Source organism: Rhizobium sp. NZLR1b (assembly GCF_019685155.1).
In the GTDB taxonomy this organism is placed as follows: Bacteria; Pseudomonadota; Alphaproteobacteria; order Rhizobiales; family Rhizobiaceae; genus Rhizobium.
In genome coordinates this window covers 46,555-65,506 of sequence record NZ_JABDWC010000019.1, presented here as the reverse complement: position 1 = coordinate 65,506, position 18,952 = coordinate 46,555, and the positions used below count along the sequence as shown (strand labels likewise).

At 61.8% G+C, this 18,952-nt stretch carries 16 protein-coding genes; 5 read left to right on the top strand and 11 right to left on the bottom strand.

What is annotated here, in order from left to right; all coding sequences use genetic code 11:
- Positions 1-76: 76 nt before the first annotated feature.
- The 8 genes from ttcA to HJB84_RS23740 all read right to left on the bottom strand — a co-directional run bounded on the left by ttcA (position 77) and on the right by HJB84_RS23740 (position 8,854).
- A complete protein-coding gene (gene ttcA, locus HJB84_RS23775) occupies positions 77-979 on the bottom strand; it encodes a tRNA 2-thiocytidine(32) synthetase TtcA (protein WP_221117087.1) in 903 nt (300 codons plus the stop codon).
- 57 nt (positions 980-1,036) lie between these two features.
- Positions 1,037-1,966, bottom strand: a complete 930-nt coding sequence (locus HJB84_RS23770) for a glutaminase (protein ID WP_207580640.1) — start codon at positions 1,964-1,966, stop codon at positions 1,037-1,039.
- Between the two features lie 72 nt (positions 1,967-2,038).
- Entirely contained in the window at positions 2,039-2,656 is a 618-nt protein-coding gene (gene rpsD, locus HJB84_RS23765) for a 30S ribosomal protein S4 (protein WP_007629312.1), read from the bottom strand.
- Positions 2,657-2,880: 224 nt separating this feature from the next.
- Positions 2,881-4,392, bottom strand: a complete 1,512-nt coding sequence (locus HJB84_RS23760) for an ATP-binding protein (protein ID WP_207580641.1) — start codon at positions 4,390-4,392, stop codon at positions 2,881-2,883.
- Between the two features lie 128 nt (positions 4,393-4,520).
- Positions 4,521-5,321: a glutamate racemase gene (murI, locus tag HJB84_RS23755; protein WP_207580642.1), complete on the bottom strand. Its 801-nt coding sequence runs from the start codon at positions 5,319-5,321 to the stop codon at positions 4,521-4,523.
- A complete protein-coding gene (locus HJB84_RS23750; protein WP_207580643.1) occupies positions 5,302-6,132 on the bottom strand; it encodes an RNA methyltransferase in 831 nt (276 codons plus the stop codon). The genes murI and HJB84_RS23750 overlap by 20 nt, the downstream gene beginning before the upstream one ends.
- A gap of 4 nt (positions 6,133-6,136) precedes the next feature.
- The gene (locus HJB84_RS23745) at positions 6,137-8,176 is read right to left on the bottom strand and encodes an FUSC family protein (RefSeq protein WP_221117086.1); all 2,040 of its coding nucleotides are present in this window, start codon (positions 8,174-8,176) and stop codon (positions 6,137-6,139) included.
- A gap of 150 nt (positions 8,177-8,326) precedes the next feature.
- On the bottom strand, positions 8,327-8,854 hold the full coding sequence (locus HJB84_RS23740) for a hypothetical protein (RefSeq protein ID WP_207580645.1): 528 nt from the start codon (positions 8,852-8,854) through the stop codon (positions 8,327-8,329).
- 298 nt (positions 8,855-9,152) lie between these two features.
- On the opposite strand from HJB84_RS23740, the gene HJB84_RS23735 reads away from it, so the two are divergent.
- The 3 genes from HJB84_RS23735 to HJB84_RS23725 all read left to right on the top strand — a co-directional run bounded on the left by HJB84_RS23735 (position 9,153) and on the right by HJB84_RS23725 (position 11,577).
- Complete coding sequence (locus tag HJB84_RS23735; RefSeq protein ID WP_221117085.1) at positions 9,153-10,364, top strand: NADP-dependent isocitrate dehydrogenase; 1,212 nt, start codon at positions 9,153-9,155, stop codon at positions 10,362-10,364.
- A 71-nt stretch (positions 10,365-10,435) separates the two neighbouring features.
- The gene (locus tag HJB84_RS23730; protein ID WP_207580647.1) at positions 10,436-10,882 is read left to right on the top strand and encodes a GNAT family N-acetyltransferase; all 447 of its coding nucleotides are present in this window, start codon (positions 10,436-10,438) and stop codon (positions 10,880-10,882) included.
- Positions 10,883-10,950: 68 nt separating this feature from the next.
- Positions 10,951-11,577, top strand: a complete 627-nt coding sequence (locus HJB84_RS23725) for a glutathione S-transferase family protein (RefSeq protein WP_207580648.1) — start codon at positions 10,951-10,953, stop codon at positions 11,575-11,577.
- 46 nt (positions 11,578-11,623) lie between these two features.
- Here HJB84_RS23725 and HJB84_RS23720 read toward each other — a convergent pair whose 3' ends face one another.
- The 3 genes from HJB84_RS23720 to recA all read right to left on the bottom strand — a co-directional run bounded on the left by HJB84_RS23720 (position 11,624) and on the right by recA (position 16,528).
- The gene (locus tag HJB84_RS23720) at positions 11,624-12,475 is read right to left on the bottom strand and encodes a GyrI-like domain-containing protein (protein WP_221117084.1); all 852 of its coding nucleotides are present in this window, start codon (positions 12,473-12,475) and stop codon (positions 11,624-11,626) included.
- Positions 12,476-12,619: 144 nt separating this feature from the next.
- A complete protein-coding gene (gene alaS / locus HJB84_RS23715) occupies positions 12,620-15,274 on the bottom strand; it encodes an alanine--tRNA ligase (RefSeq protein WP_221117083.1) in 2,655 nt (884 codons plus the stop codon).
- Between the two features lie 165 nt (positions 15,275-15,439).
- Complete coding sequence (recA, locus tag HJB84_RS23710; protein WP_207580652.1) at positions 15,440-16,528, bottom strand: recombinase RecA; 1,089 nt, start codon at positions 16,526-16,528, stop codon at positions 15,440-15,442.
- Positions 16,529-16,757: 229 nt separating this feature from the next.
- Between recA and HJB84_RS23705 the strand changes: the two genes are divergently transcribed.
- On the top strand, positions 16,758-17,702 hold the full coding sequence (locus HJB84_RS23705) for a carbohydrate kinase family protein (RefSeq protein ID WP_221117082.1): 945 nt from the start codon (positions 16,758-16,760) through the stop codon (positions 17,700-17,702).
- An 86-nt stretch (positions 17,703-17,788) separates the two neighbouring features.
- On the top strand, positions 17,789-18,715 hold the full coding sequence (locus HJB84_RS23700) for a pseudouridine-5'-phosphate glycosidase (protein ID WP_164014206.1): 927 nt from the start codon (positions 17,789-17,791) through the stop codon (positions 18,713-18,715).
- Positions 18,716-18,952: the final 237 nt, after the last annotated feature.

Sequence of the window (18,952 nt, the reverse complement as noted above, 5' to 3'; positions counted from 1 at the left end):
GGCCGTTCATGAAGGATCGGTGACACCACTTCATAATTCCTCAAATCGGAACCGATTTAAGGAATTATGCAGCAATTCAAAGTGTTACAGCGTCCCCTTGCGCGTCTGAAAAGACGCGCGACGCTGTAAGGGCGGAAAAGTCGAAGAGTTTTGGATCGAGCAGGTGCGACGGGTTCACATGTGAAAGCGCCCGCAGCATCGTATCCTTACGCCCCGGCATGCGCCGCTCGATATCGGCGAGCATATCCTTCATCGCATTGCGCTGCAGCCCGTCCTGCGAACCGCAGAGATCGCAGGGAATGATCGGAAACTGCATGGCGGCGGCAAATTTCGCGAGGTCGTCCTCGGCGGCATAGGCGAGCGGCCGAAGCACCATCAGATCGCCTTCATCGTTCAGAAGCTTCGCCGGCATAGAGGCAAGCCGTCCACCGTGGAAGAAGTTCATGAAGAAGGTTTCGAGAATGTCCTCGCGATGGTGGCCGAGCACCAATGCGTCGCAGCCCTCTTCGCGGGCGACGCGGTAAAGATTGCCGCGGCGCAGCCGCGAACAGAGCGAGCAATAGGTCGCCCCTTCCGGCACCTTCTCCTTCACGATCGAATAGGTATCCCGATACTCGATCCGATGCCGCACGCCGATTTTGGTCAGATAATCCGGCAATACATGTTTTGGAAAGTTCGGCTGCCCCTGGTCGAGATTGCAGGCAATGAGCTCGACCGGCAATAGGCCGCGCCACTTGAGATCAAGCAGTAGCGCCAGCAGACCGTAGGAGTCCTTGCCGCCGGAAAGGCCGACCAGCCAGCGTCTCTGCCCCTTCAGCATATCGAAATCGTCGAAGGCCTGGCGCACCAGCCTGAGCAGCCGCTTGCGCAGCTTGTTGAACGAGACCGAGCGCGGCGCATCGGCAAAAAGCCCATGGCCGACGCCGCCGTCGGCTTCGCCGCTTTCCAGATCATCCGCAATATTGGCTGCGATATTCATTGCGTCGTCCTATCGAGATCTGTCTGCCTTAGCAGAAACGAGTTCGGTAACACAGCGTCAATCGCCGAAAACCGACCAGCCGGTGCGCGCCGCGAGCATTTCCAGCGCCACGGCGCCGAGCTGCGAATTGCCGACCTTGTTTAGCCCCGGCGACCAGACCGCGATCGAGGCAATGCCCGGCGCCACCGCGAAGATGCCGCCGCCGACGCCGCTCTTTCCGGGCAGGCCGACATGATAGGCAAAGTCGCCCGAGCCATCGTAATGGCCGCAGGTCAGCATCAGCGCATTGATGCGCCGCGCCCGCTTCGGCGAGACCACCGAGTGGCCCGTCACCGGATTGCTGCCGCGCGCCGCCAGGAACAGGCCGGCGCGGGCCAGCTGCTCGCAGCTCATCGACAGGGCGCATTGATGGAAATAGACGCCGAGCACATGGTCGACGGGATGGTCGAGATTGCGGTAGGCGCGCATGAAGTTGGCAAGCGCGACATTGCGATATCCCGTCTGCGTTTCCGAGCGGGCCACCCTGTCATCGATGCTGATCGACTCGTCATCGGCGAGATAACGCACGAAGCGCAGCAGCTCGCCGATTGCCTCGCGCGGCGCATGGCCGGCCATGACGACGTCGCTGACGGCGATCGCGCCGGCATTGATGAAGGGATTGCGCGGGATGCCGCCCTCGTGCTCGAGCTGGACGATCGAGTTGAAAGCCGATCCGGAAGGTTCGCGCCCGACGCGCTTCCAGAGCCCCTCACCGACCTTGCCGAGCGCCAGCGTCAGCATGAAGACCTTCGATATGCTCTGGATCGAGAAGGCGGTATCGGCGTCGCCGACGCGATAGACCTTGCCGTCGACGGTGACGATCGCCATGCCGAACTGCCTCGGATCGACCTTGGCAAGCTCCGGAATATAGTCGGCGACCTTGCCCTCGCCGATGCGCGGCAGGATATCGCTATAGATACTATCGAGGGTCGCCTGCAAATCCGCCATCGCTTCTCTCCAGATAACAAAAAAGCCGCCCGAAGGAGCGGCTTTTCCATATGCGAAAACGCCTGGTTTTGATTAACGCGAATAAAATTCGACGACCAGTTGCGGTTCCATGATGACCGGGAACGGAACGTCGCTGAGCGTCGGGACACGGCCGAAGGTGGCGACCATCTTGTGGTGATCGGCCTCGATATAATCAGGAACGTCGCGCTCGGCGAGGCTGACGGCTTCCAGAACCGTCACCATCTGCTTCGACTTTTCGCGAACTTCGATGACGTCGCCGGCCTTGCAGCGGTAGGAACCGATGTTGACGCGCACACCGTTGACGGTGACGTGGCCATGGTTGACGAACTGACGGGCAGCAAACACCGTCGGAACGAACTTGGCGCGATAGACGATCGCGTCGAGACGCGATTCCAACAGGCCGATCAGGTTTTCCGAGGTATCGCCCTTGCGGCGGTCGGCTTCGGCGAAGATCGCGCGGAACTGCTTCTCGCGCAGGTCACCGTAGTAGCCCTTGAGCTTCTGCTTGGCGCGCAGCTGCACACCGAAGTCCGAAAGCTTGCCCTTGCGGCGCTGGCCGTGCTGGCCCGGGCCGTATTCGCGGCGGTTCACCGGGGACTTAGGACGGCCCCAGATGTTTTCGCCCATACGGCGGTCGATTTTGTACTTGGACGATTCGCGCTTGCTCATCGCATTTCCTTTCAAAGGTTTCTGTCGGTTTGTTGCCAAACCGCGCGAAGGAAACACGCCCTCCTCTGAACTCTTGCGAGATCTGACAGGATGTTCCGGTTAGCGAACAGGAACGATCCACGGGACATGTCAAATGAAACACCGGACATTGCTGCCCGGTGCTTGGGGCGGTCTTTAGAGGGCCGTCATGAAATTGTCAACAGCGGCAAAGCCCGAAAGCGCCACTATTCCGCCGCCAGCGGCTGATCGCCTGTATCGGGCGCGTTGGCGTCGCCCGGCGCCGTCTGGCAGTTCATATCCGGGAACGCGACAATACGCCTGCCGGAAAAATCCGTGTGCACGACAATGCTGCCCTGCTCCTCAAAATAGCCGAGCAGGCGGCGGGCGCGGCGGGCGGAATGGGTACCGTAGGCGCGGGCGATGCGCGCGTCCGACGGGCACGGCTCGCCGCGGACGGCCGCCCTGGCGAGCATCAGGAAAACGCCCTGCAGGTCGTCGGTGACATTAGTTGACAGCGACAGCGCCGTTGCCCAGGCATCGCTCGCTGCCGTTTCCGCATCGACGCCGGAGCGCGAGATTGCCACACGCCGACGGAAATCCGGCAGCGCGATCGGCGGTCCCGGCACGCGGCGCATCCGCAGCCGGACGAGAAAATCCTGGTAGAGCACCGAATCGGTGCGGAAGGCAGAGGTGGGATCGTCGAGTATTTCGGCAAGCACGCCGGCAAGGCGCTCCTCCCGCTCCTCGGCGGAGACCTCTATTTGGCTCGCCCTCGCCTCGGCCGGCGCTGCGGATGCCGCCGGCGTCGAGCGCGAGAGTTCAGCGAGAATGTCGGTCGTTGGCCGCGGCGCCGGCGGGGCGCGGCGCACCGGCGGACGGAGAAACTCCTCCGGATCGGGCGTGAAGATCAGATCCTCGACATCCTGGGGCGCATCCGGCAGCGGCATCAGCTTCGGGCTGGAAGAGCGCGCCGAGGTTTCCACCGCGCCGATCTGGATCGGCAGCGGCCGGCGCGAAAGCGCCGGTCCAAGCGCAACGAAATTGCCGCGCTTCAGGTCCCGGAACATCTCGGCCTGGCGCCGGTCCATGCCGAGCAGGTCGGCGGCGCGCGCCATATCGATATCGAGAAAGGTGCGGCCCATCAGGAAGTTGGAGGCTTCGGCTGCGACGTTCTTGGCGAGCTTGGCGAGCCGCTGTGTCGCGATGACGCCGGCAAGCCCGCGCTTGCGGCCGCGGCACATCAGGTTGGTCATTGCCCCGAGCGACATTTTGCGCGCATCTTCCGAGACGTCGCCGCCGACCGACGGTGCAAACATCTGCGCCTCGTCGACGACGACGAGAACCGGATACCAGTATTCGCGATCGGCATCGAACATGCCGTTGAGAAAGGCTGCGGCCGCCCGCATCTGCTGTTCGATGTCGAGACCTTCGAGCGTCAACACGCAGGAAACGCGATGCTGGCGGATGCGGTTAGCAATGCCGGCCAATTCCGCCTCGGTGCGCTCGCCATCGACGACGACATGGCCGAACCTGTCGCTGAGCGTGACGAAATCACCCTCAGGATCGATGATGACCTGCTGCACCCATTGCGCCGATTGTTCGAGCAGGCGGCGCAACAGATGCGACTTGCCCGATCCGGAATTGCCCTGCACCAACAGACGGGTCGCCAGCAGCTCCTCGATATCGAGCGTCGCCGGGCTGCCGGACGCCAATCCCATATCGATGCCAACCTGCAATGCTGATCCTCGCGACGAAGAGACTCACTTGAACGAAACACCATTCTTCCGAAACGGCTGCGCCCCGTCTATCAAAGAATGCGCTTATTTTCAGGGCCAGATTTCGCCAACCCACAAGACAATTCCCCTCACGCCCTCAACCCAAAACCCTGCATTAGCCGCCGCGTCGCAAAATCCTGCTGGCCGGAGGTGAAGACGGCGAAGTCGAAATTGTCGGGATGTACGGCATCGGCGATCAGCGGCACCAGCGTGCGGGCGCGGCGCGCGATCGCCTCGGCCGGATCGAGCCAGTCGACCGGCCACGGCGCAAGCCGCCGGAACAGATTGGCCATGAATGGATAATGCGTGCAGGCAAGCACGACGATATCGGTCTTGTGACCGTCCTTCTCGACGAAGCATTGGTCGATTTCGGCAAGCACGGCCTCGTCGGAGACGGCGTCGCCGCGAATATAGGCTTCTGCCATCCGCGCCAGGTTCTCTGAGCCGACGAGGCGGACGTGGCATTGCTGCGCGAAGGACTGGATGAGATCGCGCGTATAGGCCCGCTTCACCGTGCCCGGCGTCGCAAGCACCGAGACCAGGCCCGAGCGCGTACGCTCCGCCGCCGGCTTGATCGCCGGCACGGTGCCGATGAAGGTCATCTGAGGATAGGCGGCGCGCAGATCGGCGCCGACCAGCGTGAAGGCCGTATTACACGCAATGATGCAGACCTCGGGATCGTGATCCGTCAACAGCTTGCCGAAAAGCCCGACAACCCGTTCCTTCAGCGCCTGTTCCTCCCAGCCGCCATAGGGAAAGCCGGCATCGTCGGCGACATAGATGAAGCCGCGTTCCGGCATCAGCACGCGTGCCTCCCGCAGGACGGTCAGTCCCCCGATGCCGGAATCGAAGACGAGGATCGGTTTCAGCTCATGCGTCGGTGCTGTCATCAGGCGGTGTTTCCTTGGCCGCTATCGGGAACCGGCCGCCGCGCGGGCTCTTGCGCGAAAAACGGTCGAGGGAGGAGATGACGCCGCGCAACACGCTGATTTCCTGCTCCGTGAAAGCCCGGCGAGATAGGACTGCACGCAGATTGTCGATCATTTTCGGCTTTTTCCCGGCAGGATGGAAATATCCCCGGGCATCAAGCGCCTCTTCCAGCTGGTCGAACAGGCCAAAGAGCTGCTCCTTGGTCGAAGGCGTCTGTCCCATCGCCTGGAAGGGCACGGCACCGATATCGCCCATACCGGATTTCATCCATTCATAGGACATCAGCAGCACCGCCTGGGCGATGTTCAACGAGGCAAAGGCCGGGTTGACGGGAAAGGTGACGATCTCGTCGGCAAGCGCCACTTCCTCGTTGGTCAGCCCCCAGCGCTCGCGCCCAAAGAGGATGCCGGTGCCCTCGCCCGCCCGGAACCTCGCCCGCAGTGTTTCGGCAGCGGTGACCGGCGAGCGGACCGGCTTGAAGCCGTCGCGCTCACGCGCCGTCGTCGCATAGACGAAGTTGAGGTCGGCGACCGCCTGCTCCAGCGTGTCGTAGACCTTGGTCGCCGCGATCACATGATCGGCCTTGGAAGCGGTCGCTTGCGCCTTCTCGTTCGGCCAGCCGTCGCGCGGATTGACGAGACGCAGTTCGGCAAGACCGAAATTCGCCATGGCGCGCGCCACCATGCCGATATTCTCACCCATCTGCGGCTCGACCAGAATGATGGCCGGCCCTTCGGCCAGAAGTTGACGCTCGCTGTTCGTGCCTGCCATGGTCCTATCCCTGTTTCGAGCGCGCAATAGCCTCGCCCGGCGCAAACGGCAAGACGTCGGCCTGCGGATAGAGCCTTTCCAACGCCGAACCGATCATTTCAAGCCCCAGCCTGGCACCCGCGCGCGACAGCGGCAGATGCCGGCCTGTCGTTCGCAATATCTTGCGCTTGATCAGAAAACAGTTCGAACCACGCGGGGCTACCGTATCGATCATCGCCAGCTCCGCCGCGATTACGCTCTTCAGAGTGTCGTCAGCTGCCGGCGCGTCGCAGCTCTTCGCCAGGATGCGCGCCCAGTAGGTGCAGGACAGGAAGATCGCCAGTGTCTGGCGGATCTGGCCCGGCCGGGTCACCACCGACCAGGACGAGCCGAGCGGCCGTGCTGTCACGGTCACATCCCGGTAGCAGGCATCGATCTTCTGCGACAGAGCGATCAGCTCGAAGCCGCTCTTACCCTCGCCGATCGCGCCAAGCAGCTCACGCAGCGCTTGGAACCAGCGGGCGAGTGCGGCATCGAGTGCGCCGCGTGTGCGCGTGGGGAAGACGAGGAAGGCGACCGCCGTTCCGGCCGCCGCGCCGATCATGGTCTCGCCGATGCGCAGCTTCAATAGATCGAGCGTCAGCACACCGGTCATGCCGTAGACCAGGCAGAGCACGATCGAGATGAAGAAGGTCATCGTCGCGTAGGAAACCTGCAGGAAATAGAAGGCGAGGAAGATACAGACGACAGCAACCGGAATGGCGATATCAGACTCGCCTGAAAGCAGCGTTGCCAGCACAAGGCCGATCGCGATCCCGAACACGGTACCGAGGGAGCGCGACAATGCCCTCATCGCCGTATCGCCGCGCGAATTGGTGTTGGTGAAAACGAGGAAGGAAGCAAGCACCGCCCAGAACCAGCGTTCGCGCGACAAGAGCAGGCCGAAGCTCATGGCGATTGCCGAGGCGACCGTAATCTGCAGCGCCAAGCGCAGCAGCGGGTTGGCGAATGAAAAATCGATCGGCTGGGATTGCGCCGTGTCGCTGACCGTATCGATGCCGGAAAAACCGCGGGCCTGTCCCTCGTCGATCGCCTGCGTCAGTTGCTGCCGCGCCTCGCCGAGCCAGAGAAGCGCCCTCACCGTTTCGCCTTGCGGCTGGTCCCTGATCGTTTCGGCCATTCCCTCAAATCTTAGAAGTTCCGATTTGTCGGCCTCGATCACGGCGTGAATGAGCGCGAATGGCGGTGGGCTCTGGAAGCTCAGCACGATCGCGCTCTCGGCGGCAAGATGCGCATCGAAGAGCCGGATCGCCAGTTCGGCGGCGGGGTCGGCGGCACCGTCGAAGACGCCTGCCGGCGGGCGCGGGATGAAGGTCTCCGCCATCAGCACCACCTCCTTCAGCCGGTCTTCCAGCTGGCGCAGTTCCTGCCGATCGGCTTCGCCAATCTCTGCACTCCCGGCAAGGGCGGCGAGTTTGAAGAGAATCTGGTTGATCCGGCCGCGCACGCTTTCGAGCGAGCGCAGCAGGTCGCGCCGCCAGTCGTCGGGCAGCAGCACCGCCCTCACCAGATGGCCGACCAGCACCGCAACGACGGGACCGATCGCCACCGCCGGCAGATCGACTAGCGAAGGCCGGAAATAGGCGCCCATGAAATAGGAGGTGAAGGCGAACATGCCGATCGCAAAACCGCGCGGCCCGAACACGCGACCCGCAGATGCAAGCGCGATCACCACCAGGAAGACGAGATCGGAGAGAAAACGGCGATCCTCGAGCCCGGCCGCAATACCGACAACGGCTAGGCTTACCACACAACCGAAGAGCCGCGTCACCAGCTGGCGCGCATTGCCCTTGTCGCGAACGGCGATCCCGCCTTCGATCGACAGTACGATCCCGAGGCCGAAAGCCGCGGTCGGCAGCGGCAGGATGAGAGCCCTGATGGCAAGCAGGATCAAAAACGAAAGGACGATCGTCAGCGTCACCCGCGATGCCATGCGCAGGCGCGAAAGCGCCGGATCGTTGGCAAGCAGCCAGTCGCGGAACTGAAACCCGGAAAACAAATGCAAGAGCCCCCATGCCACGGAAGGATCGACAGATACCGCCGATAGAGCGCAAATCAAACCATCGGAGAACCGATCGGAACAATCGCCCGGGATCGAATCCCCATCATCGATCGCCCGACATCGATCGCCCGACATCGATCGAATGTCGCGCGCCTACTGGCCTTTGGCAATCAGCGCCATCGTCGCCTTCAGGGAATCACGGGCCTGCGTTTCGATATTCTCGGTGACGATATCGTCGATTACCGCCTGGCCGGCCTCCTCGACCACCTCGAAACGAACGGTCGTATAGTCCTTGGCATCGGGCGCGCCCGAGCAGGCAGACTTCTTGAAGCGCACCGTCACCTCGGTCGTGCCGTCAACCGGCGGTGCCGCCGCTGTGGTCATATCCTCCAGCGGGCATGCATCCTGGCCGTTGACGATGACGTCGTAGTTGAACGGCGATATGCCGTCGTCATCGACGGCCGGAAACTGCGCGGCCGCATTGTATCGCGCGACGAAGTCCTTGCTGTAGAGATGATCGAGCCGGCTCGCATCGAAGATGTCGGTCCAATCATTGTTGTTGTCGGCCCAGTTGCTCCCGGTCGCATCCATGATCTCCTTCACCGGAGCGGTGGCATCGGCCGCATGGGCGGCACCTGAAAGGGCGATAAGGTTTGCGATAACAATGGCGAGCGTCTTCATGGTCGAATGTTCCGGACGGGCAAATCAAGGCGGACACTAGAGCATGATGCCGAAAAGTGTGAGCGGTTTTCGGACGACACCATGCTCTAACTTCTAATGTAGAACAGGATTCAGATTTTAGGCCGACCGGCCCAAAATCATCCTGTTCTAGCCGGATTCGAGCGCTTGGCAATGCCGGCAAAAACGCGTTGTGAAACCCGTTGCAGCTTTGCGTTCCAGGTTCACAATGCTATAGCGCTCCTCATCACGTCACCCACCCGGGACCCCGTCCCCCTTCAAGCTCGAACGAGGCAGATACATGAACAAGATCAAGGTCGCCAATCCCGTCGCCGATCTCGACGGCGATGAAATGACGCGCATCATCTGGCAGCTTATCAAGGACAAGCTGATCCATCCGTATCTCGACCTCGACATCGATTATTTCGACCTCTCCGTTGAAAACCGCGACGCCACCAACGACCAGGTGACGGTCGATGCCGCCAACGCCATCAAGAAATACGGCGTCGGCATCAAGTGCGCCACGATCACGCCGGACGAAGCACGCGTCAAGGAATTCAACCTCAAGGAAATGTGGAAGAGCCCGAATGGCACGATCCGCAACATCCTCGGCGGGGTCATTTTTCGCGAGCCGATCATCTGCAAAAACGTGCCGCGTCTAGTTCCCGGCTGGACCAAGCCGATCGTCGTCGGCCGCCACGCCTTCGGCGACCAGTACCGCGCCACCGATTTCAAGTTTCCCGGCAAGGGCAAGCTGACGATCAAGTTCGTCGGCGAGGACGGGACCGTGATCGAGAAGGAAGTCTTCAACGCGCCGGGCTCCGGCGTCGCCATGGCCATGTACAACCTCGACGAGTCGATCCGGGAATTCGCCCGTGCCTCGATGATGTACGGCCTGATGCGCAAGTGGCCGGTCTACCTGTCGACCAAGAACACCATCCTCAAGGCCTATGACGGCCGCTTCAAGGACATCTTCGAAGAAGTCTTCGAGGCTGAGTTCAAGGATCAGTTCAAGGACGCCGGCATCACTTACGAACATCGCCTGATCGACGACATGGTGGCCTCGGCGCTCAAGTGGTCGGGCGGCTACGTCTGGGCCTGCAAAAACTACGATGGCGACGTCCAGTCCGACACCGTTGCCCAAGGCTTCGGCTCGCTCGGCCTGATGACCTCGGTCCTGCTGACGCCCGACGGCAAGACGGTCGAAGCCGAAGCCGCTCACGGCACGGTCACCCGCCACTATCGCCAGCACCAGAAGGGCCAGGAAACCTCGACGAACTCGATCGCCTCGATCTTCGCCTGGACCCGCGGCCTCGCCCATCGCGCCAAGCTCGACGACAATGCCGAGCTTGCCCGCTTTGCCGCAACGCTCGAAAAGGTCTGCGTCGACACCGTCGAATCCGGTTTCATGACCAAGGATCTGGCGCTGCTGATCGGCCCCGACCAGCCGTGGCTGTCGACCACCGCCTTCCTCGACAAGATCGACCAGAACCTGCAGAAGGCCATGGCGTAAGTCAGCCCTTTCGCGATAATATTGAAACGGCGGGGATTTTCTCCGCCGTTTTTCATTTGGGAGAACAGCTGATGACGGCGACCCTGCGCCCGCTCGAACCATCTGACCATGCCGCTTGGCAACCCTTATGGGAGGCCTATCAGCGCTTCTATGACGTAGCCATCCCGCCCGAAACCACGGATCTCACCTGGGCCCGCTTCCACGACCCTGACGAACCGATGCACGCGCTCGGCGCCTTCGATGAAGACGGTCACCTCGTCGGCATCGCCCATGCCATCTTTCACCGCTCCTGCTGGCTGCCGCAATGGACCTGCTACCTGCAAGATCTCTATGTCGAAAATAGCCAACGCGGGCTCGGCACCGGCGCCGCGCTGATCGATGCGGTCGCCGATCTTGCCCGCAAAAACGGCGCAGGCAGGCTCTATTGGATGACGCATGAAACGAACGCAACGGCGCGGCGGCTCTACGACAAGATCGCCGAACGCTCGGGTTTCATCCAGTACCGCAAGGCTCTCTGAAGATCGGGGGTTGCACAAAGACCTCGCAGCGCTATTGATTCCGAGCGACGCAACAGGAGGAGGATCTCATGACTGAGGAATTGGTATTCTATACGAACCCGATGTCGCGCGGCCGTATCGCGCGCTGGATGCTGGAGGAGATCGGCCAGCCTTATCGCACCGAACTGCTGACCTTCGGTGGGACCATGAAAGCCCCCGAATATCTCTCGGTCAATCCGATGGGCAAGGTGCCGGCGATCCGCCACGGCGAGACCGTCGTTACCGAATGTGCGGCGATCTGCGCCTATCTCGCTGAGACCTTCCCGGAAAAGGCGCTGGCGCCGAGGCCGGAGGAGCGCGCCCGCTATTACCGCTGGATGTTCTTTGCCGCCGGTCCGCTCGAATCGGCGGTGACGATGAGGGCTCTCGGCTTCGAAATTCCGACGGAGCGCCTGCGCATGGCCGGCTGCGGCGGTTTCGGCGACGTGATGAACACGCTCGAAATGGCCGTCTCCGGTTCGACCTATGTTGCCGGCGAGCGCTTCACCGCCGCCGACGTCTATGTCGGCTCGCATATCGGCTGGGGCCTTGGCTTCGGCTCCATCGAGAAGCGACAGGCCTTCGTCGATTATTTCGGCCGCATCAGTGAGCGTGAGGCCTATAAGCGTGCCAATGCCCTTGATGATGAGGCCGGCAAGACGATGCAGGCCGCCTGATCGTTACCGGCGCGGCTCTCCGATGGCCGCGCCGGGATGCCAGCCTTCAGGCAAGCGGCATGTGAATATCCGTCAGAAGCTCGGTCGGCGGCACGTCGCGCGGATTGTTGAGATATTCCTCGAACATCACCCTGTCCTTCAACTGTCGACCGGATTTCGGCAGCCATTCGGCAAAGAGCCACTGATAGGACTTGGGCATGTCGGCATAGGGACCCTTGTGGCGCAGCACGGCATAATCGCCGCCGTCGATCGTACGCCGCTCGAAAGGCGCATTGACCGGCACTTCGGCAGCGCCGGCGACGCAGGCGATCGAGCGCAGCTTTTCAAGCGGCACAACGTCGGGATCGTCGAGATAGACGCCGATCATCCGCATGTCGGGCTTGGCAAGCCCGCGGGCGTAAAGCGTGCCGAACAATGTCTCGAAGGCCTTGCCGATCTCCATATAAGAGCCGGTATGGGCGACGCCGATCAGTTCGGTTGGTGCGATCTCGCGTATGGTAATGTCGAACATGGCTTTGGTCTTTCCCTTAGGTGAGGGTTGGAAGGCGGTGTGGCTTCCCTCTTTCCGGTAACGGGCCGGCGGCATGCCGTAGACCGACTTGAAGATGCGGTTGAAAGATTGGAGATTGGGATAGCCTGATCGCTTCGCAATTTCGCTGACCGCAAGCTCCGTGCGGACGATCTCGCCCGCCGCGCGATGCAGCCTGAGCCGCTTGACGGTTGCCGCCAGCGTCTCACCGTAAATCGCCCGGTAGATCCTGTGCCAGTGATAGCTCGACATGCAGGCGATCTCGGCAAGGCGCTCCATATCCAGCTCCTCGTCGAGGTGGTCGTGAATATAGGCAGAAACCCGTCTCAGACGATTTTCATAAAGTGCCCATGCCGTTTCGCCGTTCATGTCAAACCTCGTGCAAATCGATCGGCTAAAGAGAACCATATCCCGATTTGACAAATCCTGCGGAGTTGCTTCCGGCGCAAACCGAAAAAGAAAAAGGCGGAAGCTGAGCCTCCGCCTTTCGAAACTCTCTTATGAACCGGCAGTTCAGCCGGCGAGTGCCAGGGCCACCGCTTCGATCGCCTCGTCGGCCTTCGAGCCGTCGGGACCGCCGGCCTGGGCCATGTCGGGGCGGCCGCCGCCGCCCTTGCCGCCAAGGGCGGCAGAGGCGATGCGGACGAGATCGACGGCGCTGTAGCGCTCAACCAGATCCGGTGTCACCGCCACGACGGCGCTCGCCTTGCCGTCGTCGGACACGCCGATCAGGGTGACGACGCCGGAGCCGATGCTGGTCTTGCCGTCATCGGCAAGCCCCTTCAAATCCTTGGGATCGACGCCTGAAATCGCCTTTCCGAGGAACTTGACGCCGGCGACTTCGCGCACGGCATCGACCGAGCCGCCCTGCCCGCCGCCCATGGCGAGCTTGCGCTTGGCGTCAGCCAGTTCTTTCTCCAACTTGCGGCGCTCGTCCATCAACGCTTCGACGCGCGACAGAACTTCGGCCGGCTGTACCTTGAGCGAAGTGGCAAGCGCCTTCACGCGTTCGTCCTGTTCGGCCAGATATTCGCGCGCCGATTCGCCGGTGACGGCCTCGATGCGGCGAACGCCGGCGCCGACGGCACTTTCGCCGAGAACGCGGATCAGGCCGATCTGGCCGGTCGCCCCGACATGGGTGCCGCCGCAGAGTTCGATCGAATAGGACCTGCCGGCCTTGGCGCCACGCATACCCTCGCCCATCGCCACGACGCGCACCTCGTCGCCGTATTTTTCGCCGAACAGCGCCATCGCGCCTTCGGCGATTGCATCGTCGACGCTCATCAGCCGGGTTGTAACAGGCGAATTCTGCAGCACGATTTCGTTTGCCATATCCTCGACGATCTTCAGCTCTTCGGCCGACATCGGCTTCGGATGCGAAACGTCGAAACGCAGACGCTCAGGCGCGACCAGCGAACCCTTCTGCGCCACATGGGTACCGAGCACCTCGCGCAGCGCCTCATGCAGCAGATGCGTTGCCGAGTGGTTGGCACGCAGCCGCGAGCGTCGGGCGTGATCGACGGTCAGAACAACCGCGTCGCCGGTCTTGAATGCACCTTCGACGACGGCACCGAAATGCACGAAGAGGCCTTCGCCCCTCTTCTGCGTGTCTGATATCTCGATCTTGCCGTGGTCGGACGAGATGACGCCGGTATCGCCCATCTGACCACCGGATTCGCCATAGAACGGCGTCTGGCTGACGACGATCTGCACCTTATCGCCGGCCTTGGCTTCTTCAGCGACGGCGCCGTCCTTGACGATCGCCTGCACCACACCTTCAGCGGTTTCGGTATCGTAACCCAGGAATTCGCTTGCGCCGTGCTTTTCCCTGAGCTCGAACCAGATGGTTTCGGTTGCCTTCTCGCCGGAACCGGCCCAGTGCGAGCGGGCTTCGGCCTTCTGGCGTTGCATGGCATCGGTGAAGCCGGAGATATCGACGCCGATCTCGCGAGCGCGCAGCGCATCCTGCGTCAGGTCGAGCGGGAAGCCGTAGGTGTCGTAGAGCCTGAAGGCGGTCTCGCCATCCAGCATGTCGCCCTTGCCGAGATCGGTGGTCGCATCCGACAGCAACGACAGGCCACGCTCCAGCGTCTTGCGGAAACGGCCTTCTTCGAGTTTCAGCGTCTCCGAGATCAGCGCTTCGGCACGCACCAGTTCCGGATAAGCGCGGCCCATCTCCTGCACCAGCGTCGGCAGCAGCTTGTACATCAGAGGCTCGCGGGCACCGAGCAGTTCGGCATGGCGCATGGCGCGGCGCATGATGCGGCGAAGCACATAGCCGCGACCTTCATTCGACGGCAGCACGCCATCGGCGATCAGGAAAGCCGAGGAGCGCAAGTGGTCGGCGATGACGCGATGGCTGGCGCTCCCCTCCGCCTTGACGCCCATCGTCTCTTCGATAGTACCGATCAGCGTGCGGAACAGGTCCGTGTCAAAGACGCTCTGGACGCCCTGCAGAATGCAGGCCATGCGCTCCAGACCCAAGCCGGTATCGATCGACGGACGCGGCAGCGGGTTGCGAACGCCAGGCTCCGTCTGCTCGAACTGCATGAAAACGAGGTTCCAGAATTCCAGGAACCGGTCGCCATCTTCTTCCGGCGAACCGGGAGGGCCTCCCCAGACGTTCTCGCCTTGGTCAATGAAGATTTCCGAGCAGGGGCCGCAGGGGCCGGTATCGCCCATCTGCCAGAAATTGTCAGAGGTGGGGATGCGGATGATCTTGTCGTCGGAGAATCCGGCAATCTTCTTCCACAGCGTCGCAGCTTCTTCGTCTTCGGAATAGACAGTCACCAGCAGGCGATGTTTCGGCAGATCGAAACCTTCGGTGACGAGCTTCCAGGCAAGCTCGATCGCATTCTCTTTGAAATAGTCGCCAAACGAGAAGTTGCCGAGCATTTCGAAAAAGGTCAGGTGCCGGGCCGTATAACCAACATTGTCGAGGTCGTTATGCTTGCCGCCGGCGCGCACGCATTTCTGCGACGTTGTCGCAGTCGAATAAGGGCGCTTCTCAAGGCCGGTGAAGACGTTCTTGAACTGCACCATACCGGCATTGGTGAACATCAGCGTCGGGTCGTTGCGCGGCACGAGCGGGCTCGACGAGACGATCTCATGACCGTTCTTCTTGAAATAGTCGAGGAATGTCGACCGGATATCGTTCACACCGCTCATGCTATGCCCTTCAATGCTGCCCGAGGCAGGTAAATCTAAATCCATCGGCTTTTAACGTTCGCCTCCGCCACTGTCCAGCAGACAAACAAAACCGGCCGCATTCTGATCAGGGAATGCAGCCGGTTTGGATTTTCTAAAGGACTGGCAGAAAAACTGATCGCGAGATCACATCTCCGCGGCAGCATCACTGTCATCGGGATCCGGTCCGCCGTTCTGCAGGAAGCGGTCGGCGATCAGGCCGGCATTCTGGCGCAGCGACAGCTCGATTTCGCGAGCGAGATCCGGATTGTCGCGCAGGAAGGTCTTGGCGTTTTCGCGGCCTTGGCCGAGACGCTGGCTGTTATAGGAGAACCAGGCACCCGACTTCTCGACGATGCCGGCCTTGACGCCGAGATCGACCAATTCGCCGGTCTTGGAAACGCCCTCGCCATACATGATGTCGAACTCGACCTGCTTGAAGGGCGGCGCCATCTTGTTCTTGACGACCTTCACGCGGGTCTGGTTGCCGATCACCTCTTCGCGCTCCTTGACCGCGCCGATGCGGCGGATGTCGAGGCGCACGGAGGCATAGAACTTCAGCGCATTGCCGCCGGTCGTCGTTTCCGGCGAACCGAACATGACGCCGATCTTCATGCGGATCTGGTTGATGAAGATCACCATGGTGTTCGACTTGGAAATCGAAGCGGTGAGCTTGCGCAGCGCCTGGCTCATCAGGCGCGCCTGCAGGCCGGGTAGGCTGTCGCCCATCTCGCCTTCGATTTCGGCGCGCGGCGTCAGTGCAGCGACCGAGTCGATGACAAGAACGTCGACGGCGCCGGAGCGCACCAGCGTATCGGTGATTTCGAGCGCCTGCTCACCGGTATCGGGCTGCGAGATCAGAAGGTTCTGCAGATCGACGCCAAGCTTGCGGGCATAGACGGGATCGAGCGCATGTTCGGCATCGACGAAGGCGCAGATGCCGCCCTTCTTCTGCGCTTCGGCAATGGTCTGCAGTGCAAGCGTTGTCTTACCCGAGCTTTCCGGCCCGTAAATTTCGATGATGCGGCCCCTCGGCAGACCACCGACGCCAAGTGCAATATCGAGGCCAAGCGAGCCGGTCGAGATCGTCTCGATCTCGACAACATTCTCGTTGGAGCCGAGTTTCATGATCGAGCCCTTGCCGAACGACCGCTCTATCTGTGAGAGTGCCGCTTCAAGCGCCTTGCTTTTGTCCACCGATTTGTCCTCTACCAGCCGCAATGAATTCTGAGACATCCGATCCACCTTTAGGTTATTGAAGCCGCCCAAGCAATGTTGAGTTTGTACCCTGTTTGTTCCATTCTCGCAATAGGCGATCAAACAATTGAAAGAAAAAGGTAAAACGGCCCGTGTTCTATTTTTGTTTTATCGATGCAAAGCAACGGCTTAGACCTGAAATGCCAACACGCGCCCATCAGAATGCATCGCATCGATTCGCTTTTTCGGCATTGGGAGAGCGACTGAAATGAACAGAAAGATTCTCGTTCTCGGTGGTGCCCATATCGATAGACGCGGCCGCATCTTGGGCGAGACGGCGCCTGGCGCCAGCAATCCCGGGACCTGGTTCGAAGAGCCGGGCGGCGGCGGCTTCAATGCGGCGCGCAATCTCGCAAGGCTTGGTTTTCAGGTGACGATGATCTCGCCGCGCGGCGGCGATCCGATGGGCGAGATGGTCGGCGAAGCCGCCGATTTCGCCGGCATCGACGACCGGCCTTTCGTCTTCCTCGACCGCAAGACGCCGAGCTATACGGCGATCATTGAGAAGGACGGCAATCTGGTAATCGCCCTTGCCGACATGGATCTCTACCGCTTCTTCGTGCCGCGGCGTCTCTCCATCCGCTGGGTGCGCGAGGCCTTCGCCGTCCATGATCTCATTCTTTTCGACGCCAACCTGCCGGAGGAGACGATCGCGGCGATCGTTGCCAAGGCGCAGTCCCTGGCAAAGCCGGTCGCAGCGATCGCCATTTCGCCCGCAAAGGTCGTCAGGCTGAAACCCTGTATCGGGGATATCGACTACCTGTTCCTGAACGAGGCCGAGGCCGCCGCCCTTGCCGGGCAACAGCCGGAAGACGCTGCCGGCTGGCCGCCGCTTCTGAACGCGATCGGCATCAGGAACGCCGTCGTCACCCGCGGCCGCCGCGAGCTCGTCGCTCTTTGCGAGGGCCGCGCCGTGACGCTGCAGCCGCCGATCGCCGACACTGTCGCCGATGTCACCGGTGCCGGCGATTCTCTTGCAGCCGGCACGCTCGCCGCCTTGATGGACGGCCTGCCGCTCGAGGAGGCCGTCCGCCACGGCACCGCGGCCGCCACGCTGACCGTGCAGTCGCGGCACGCCGTCAACGAAAATCTGACGCCGGATCTCTTGAATGCGGCGCTTGCCCTTGTTCCCAAGGTCAGAATTCTGCATTGAAACGACGAAATTAAATAGTTGAGTGTGATCTCGTCCGAAACCGCTGAGACTTTCGGCATCATGCTCCATCGACGACAGGACAAATCATGACCAAGCCCATCTCGCCTCTTCTGCCGATCGCCTATTCGAAAGAGGTCGCCAGCGCCAAGCAGCGCGGCGCGCCGTTGGTGGCACTGGAATCGACGATCATCACCCACGGCATGCCCTATCCCGGCAATATCGAGATGGCCCGCAGCGTCGAGACGATCATTCGCGAACAGGGTGCCGTCCCGGCAACGATCGCCGTCATTCACGGCACGCTGCATGTCGGCCTTGAAGCCGGCGAACTGGAGCAGCTTGCCAAGGCGACCGAAGTGATGAAGGTGTCGCGCGCCGATCTCGCCTTCGCGATCGCTGAGCGCCGCACCGGCGCTACCACAGTCGCCGCGACGATGATTGCCGCCGCCCGCGCCGGCATCCGGGTTTTTGCCACAGGCGGCATCGGCGGCGTGCACCGCGGCGCCGAGGAAAGCTTTGACATCTCCGCCGATCTCGAGGAACTGGCGCGCACCGGCGTTATCGTCGTCTGCGCCGGCGCCAAGGCAATCCTCGACATTCCGAAGACGCTGGAGGTGCTGGAAACCCGCGGCGTTCCCGTCGTCACTTACGAGAGCGAAGAATTCCCCGCCTTCTGGTCACGCTCCTCGGGCATCCGCAGCCCGCTGTCACTGAACAGCCCGGCCGCCATTGCCAATTTCCAGACGGTGCGCGAACAGCTCGGCATCGACGGCGGCATGCTGATTGCCAACCCGGTGCCCGAGGCTGACGAGATCGCCCGCGAGGAGATGGAAATCTATATTGAGCGGGCGCTGGACAGCGCCGAGCGCGACGAAATCACCGGCAAGGCGGTCACGCCCTATCTGCTCTCCACCATCTTCGACCTGACAGATGGCCAGAGCCTGAAGACCAATATCGCGCTGGTCGAAAACAATGCGCGGCTGGCGGCAGAGATTGCCGTGGCGCTTGGGGAATAAGGTAGCGGGCCGGCAGGAATCGCCTCGGTAGATAGGCCATACCGGGTGAGCCCCCCTCTGCCCTGCCGGGCATCTCCCCCACAGGTGGGGAGATCGGCTGCGGCACCGGCTTCCACGACAATCAACATTGCAATCCGGCAAACGATAGAGAGGCGGGAGGAGCATGCCTCTTGTCGATCTCCCCACCTGTGGGGGAGATGGCCGGCAGGCCAGAGGGGGGTGTCTCACGGCACGCCC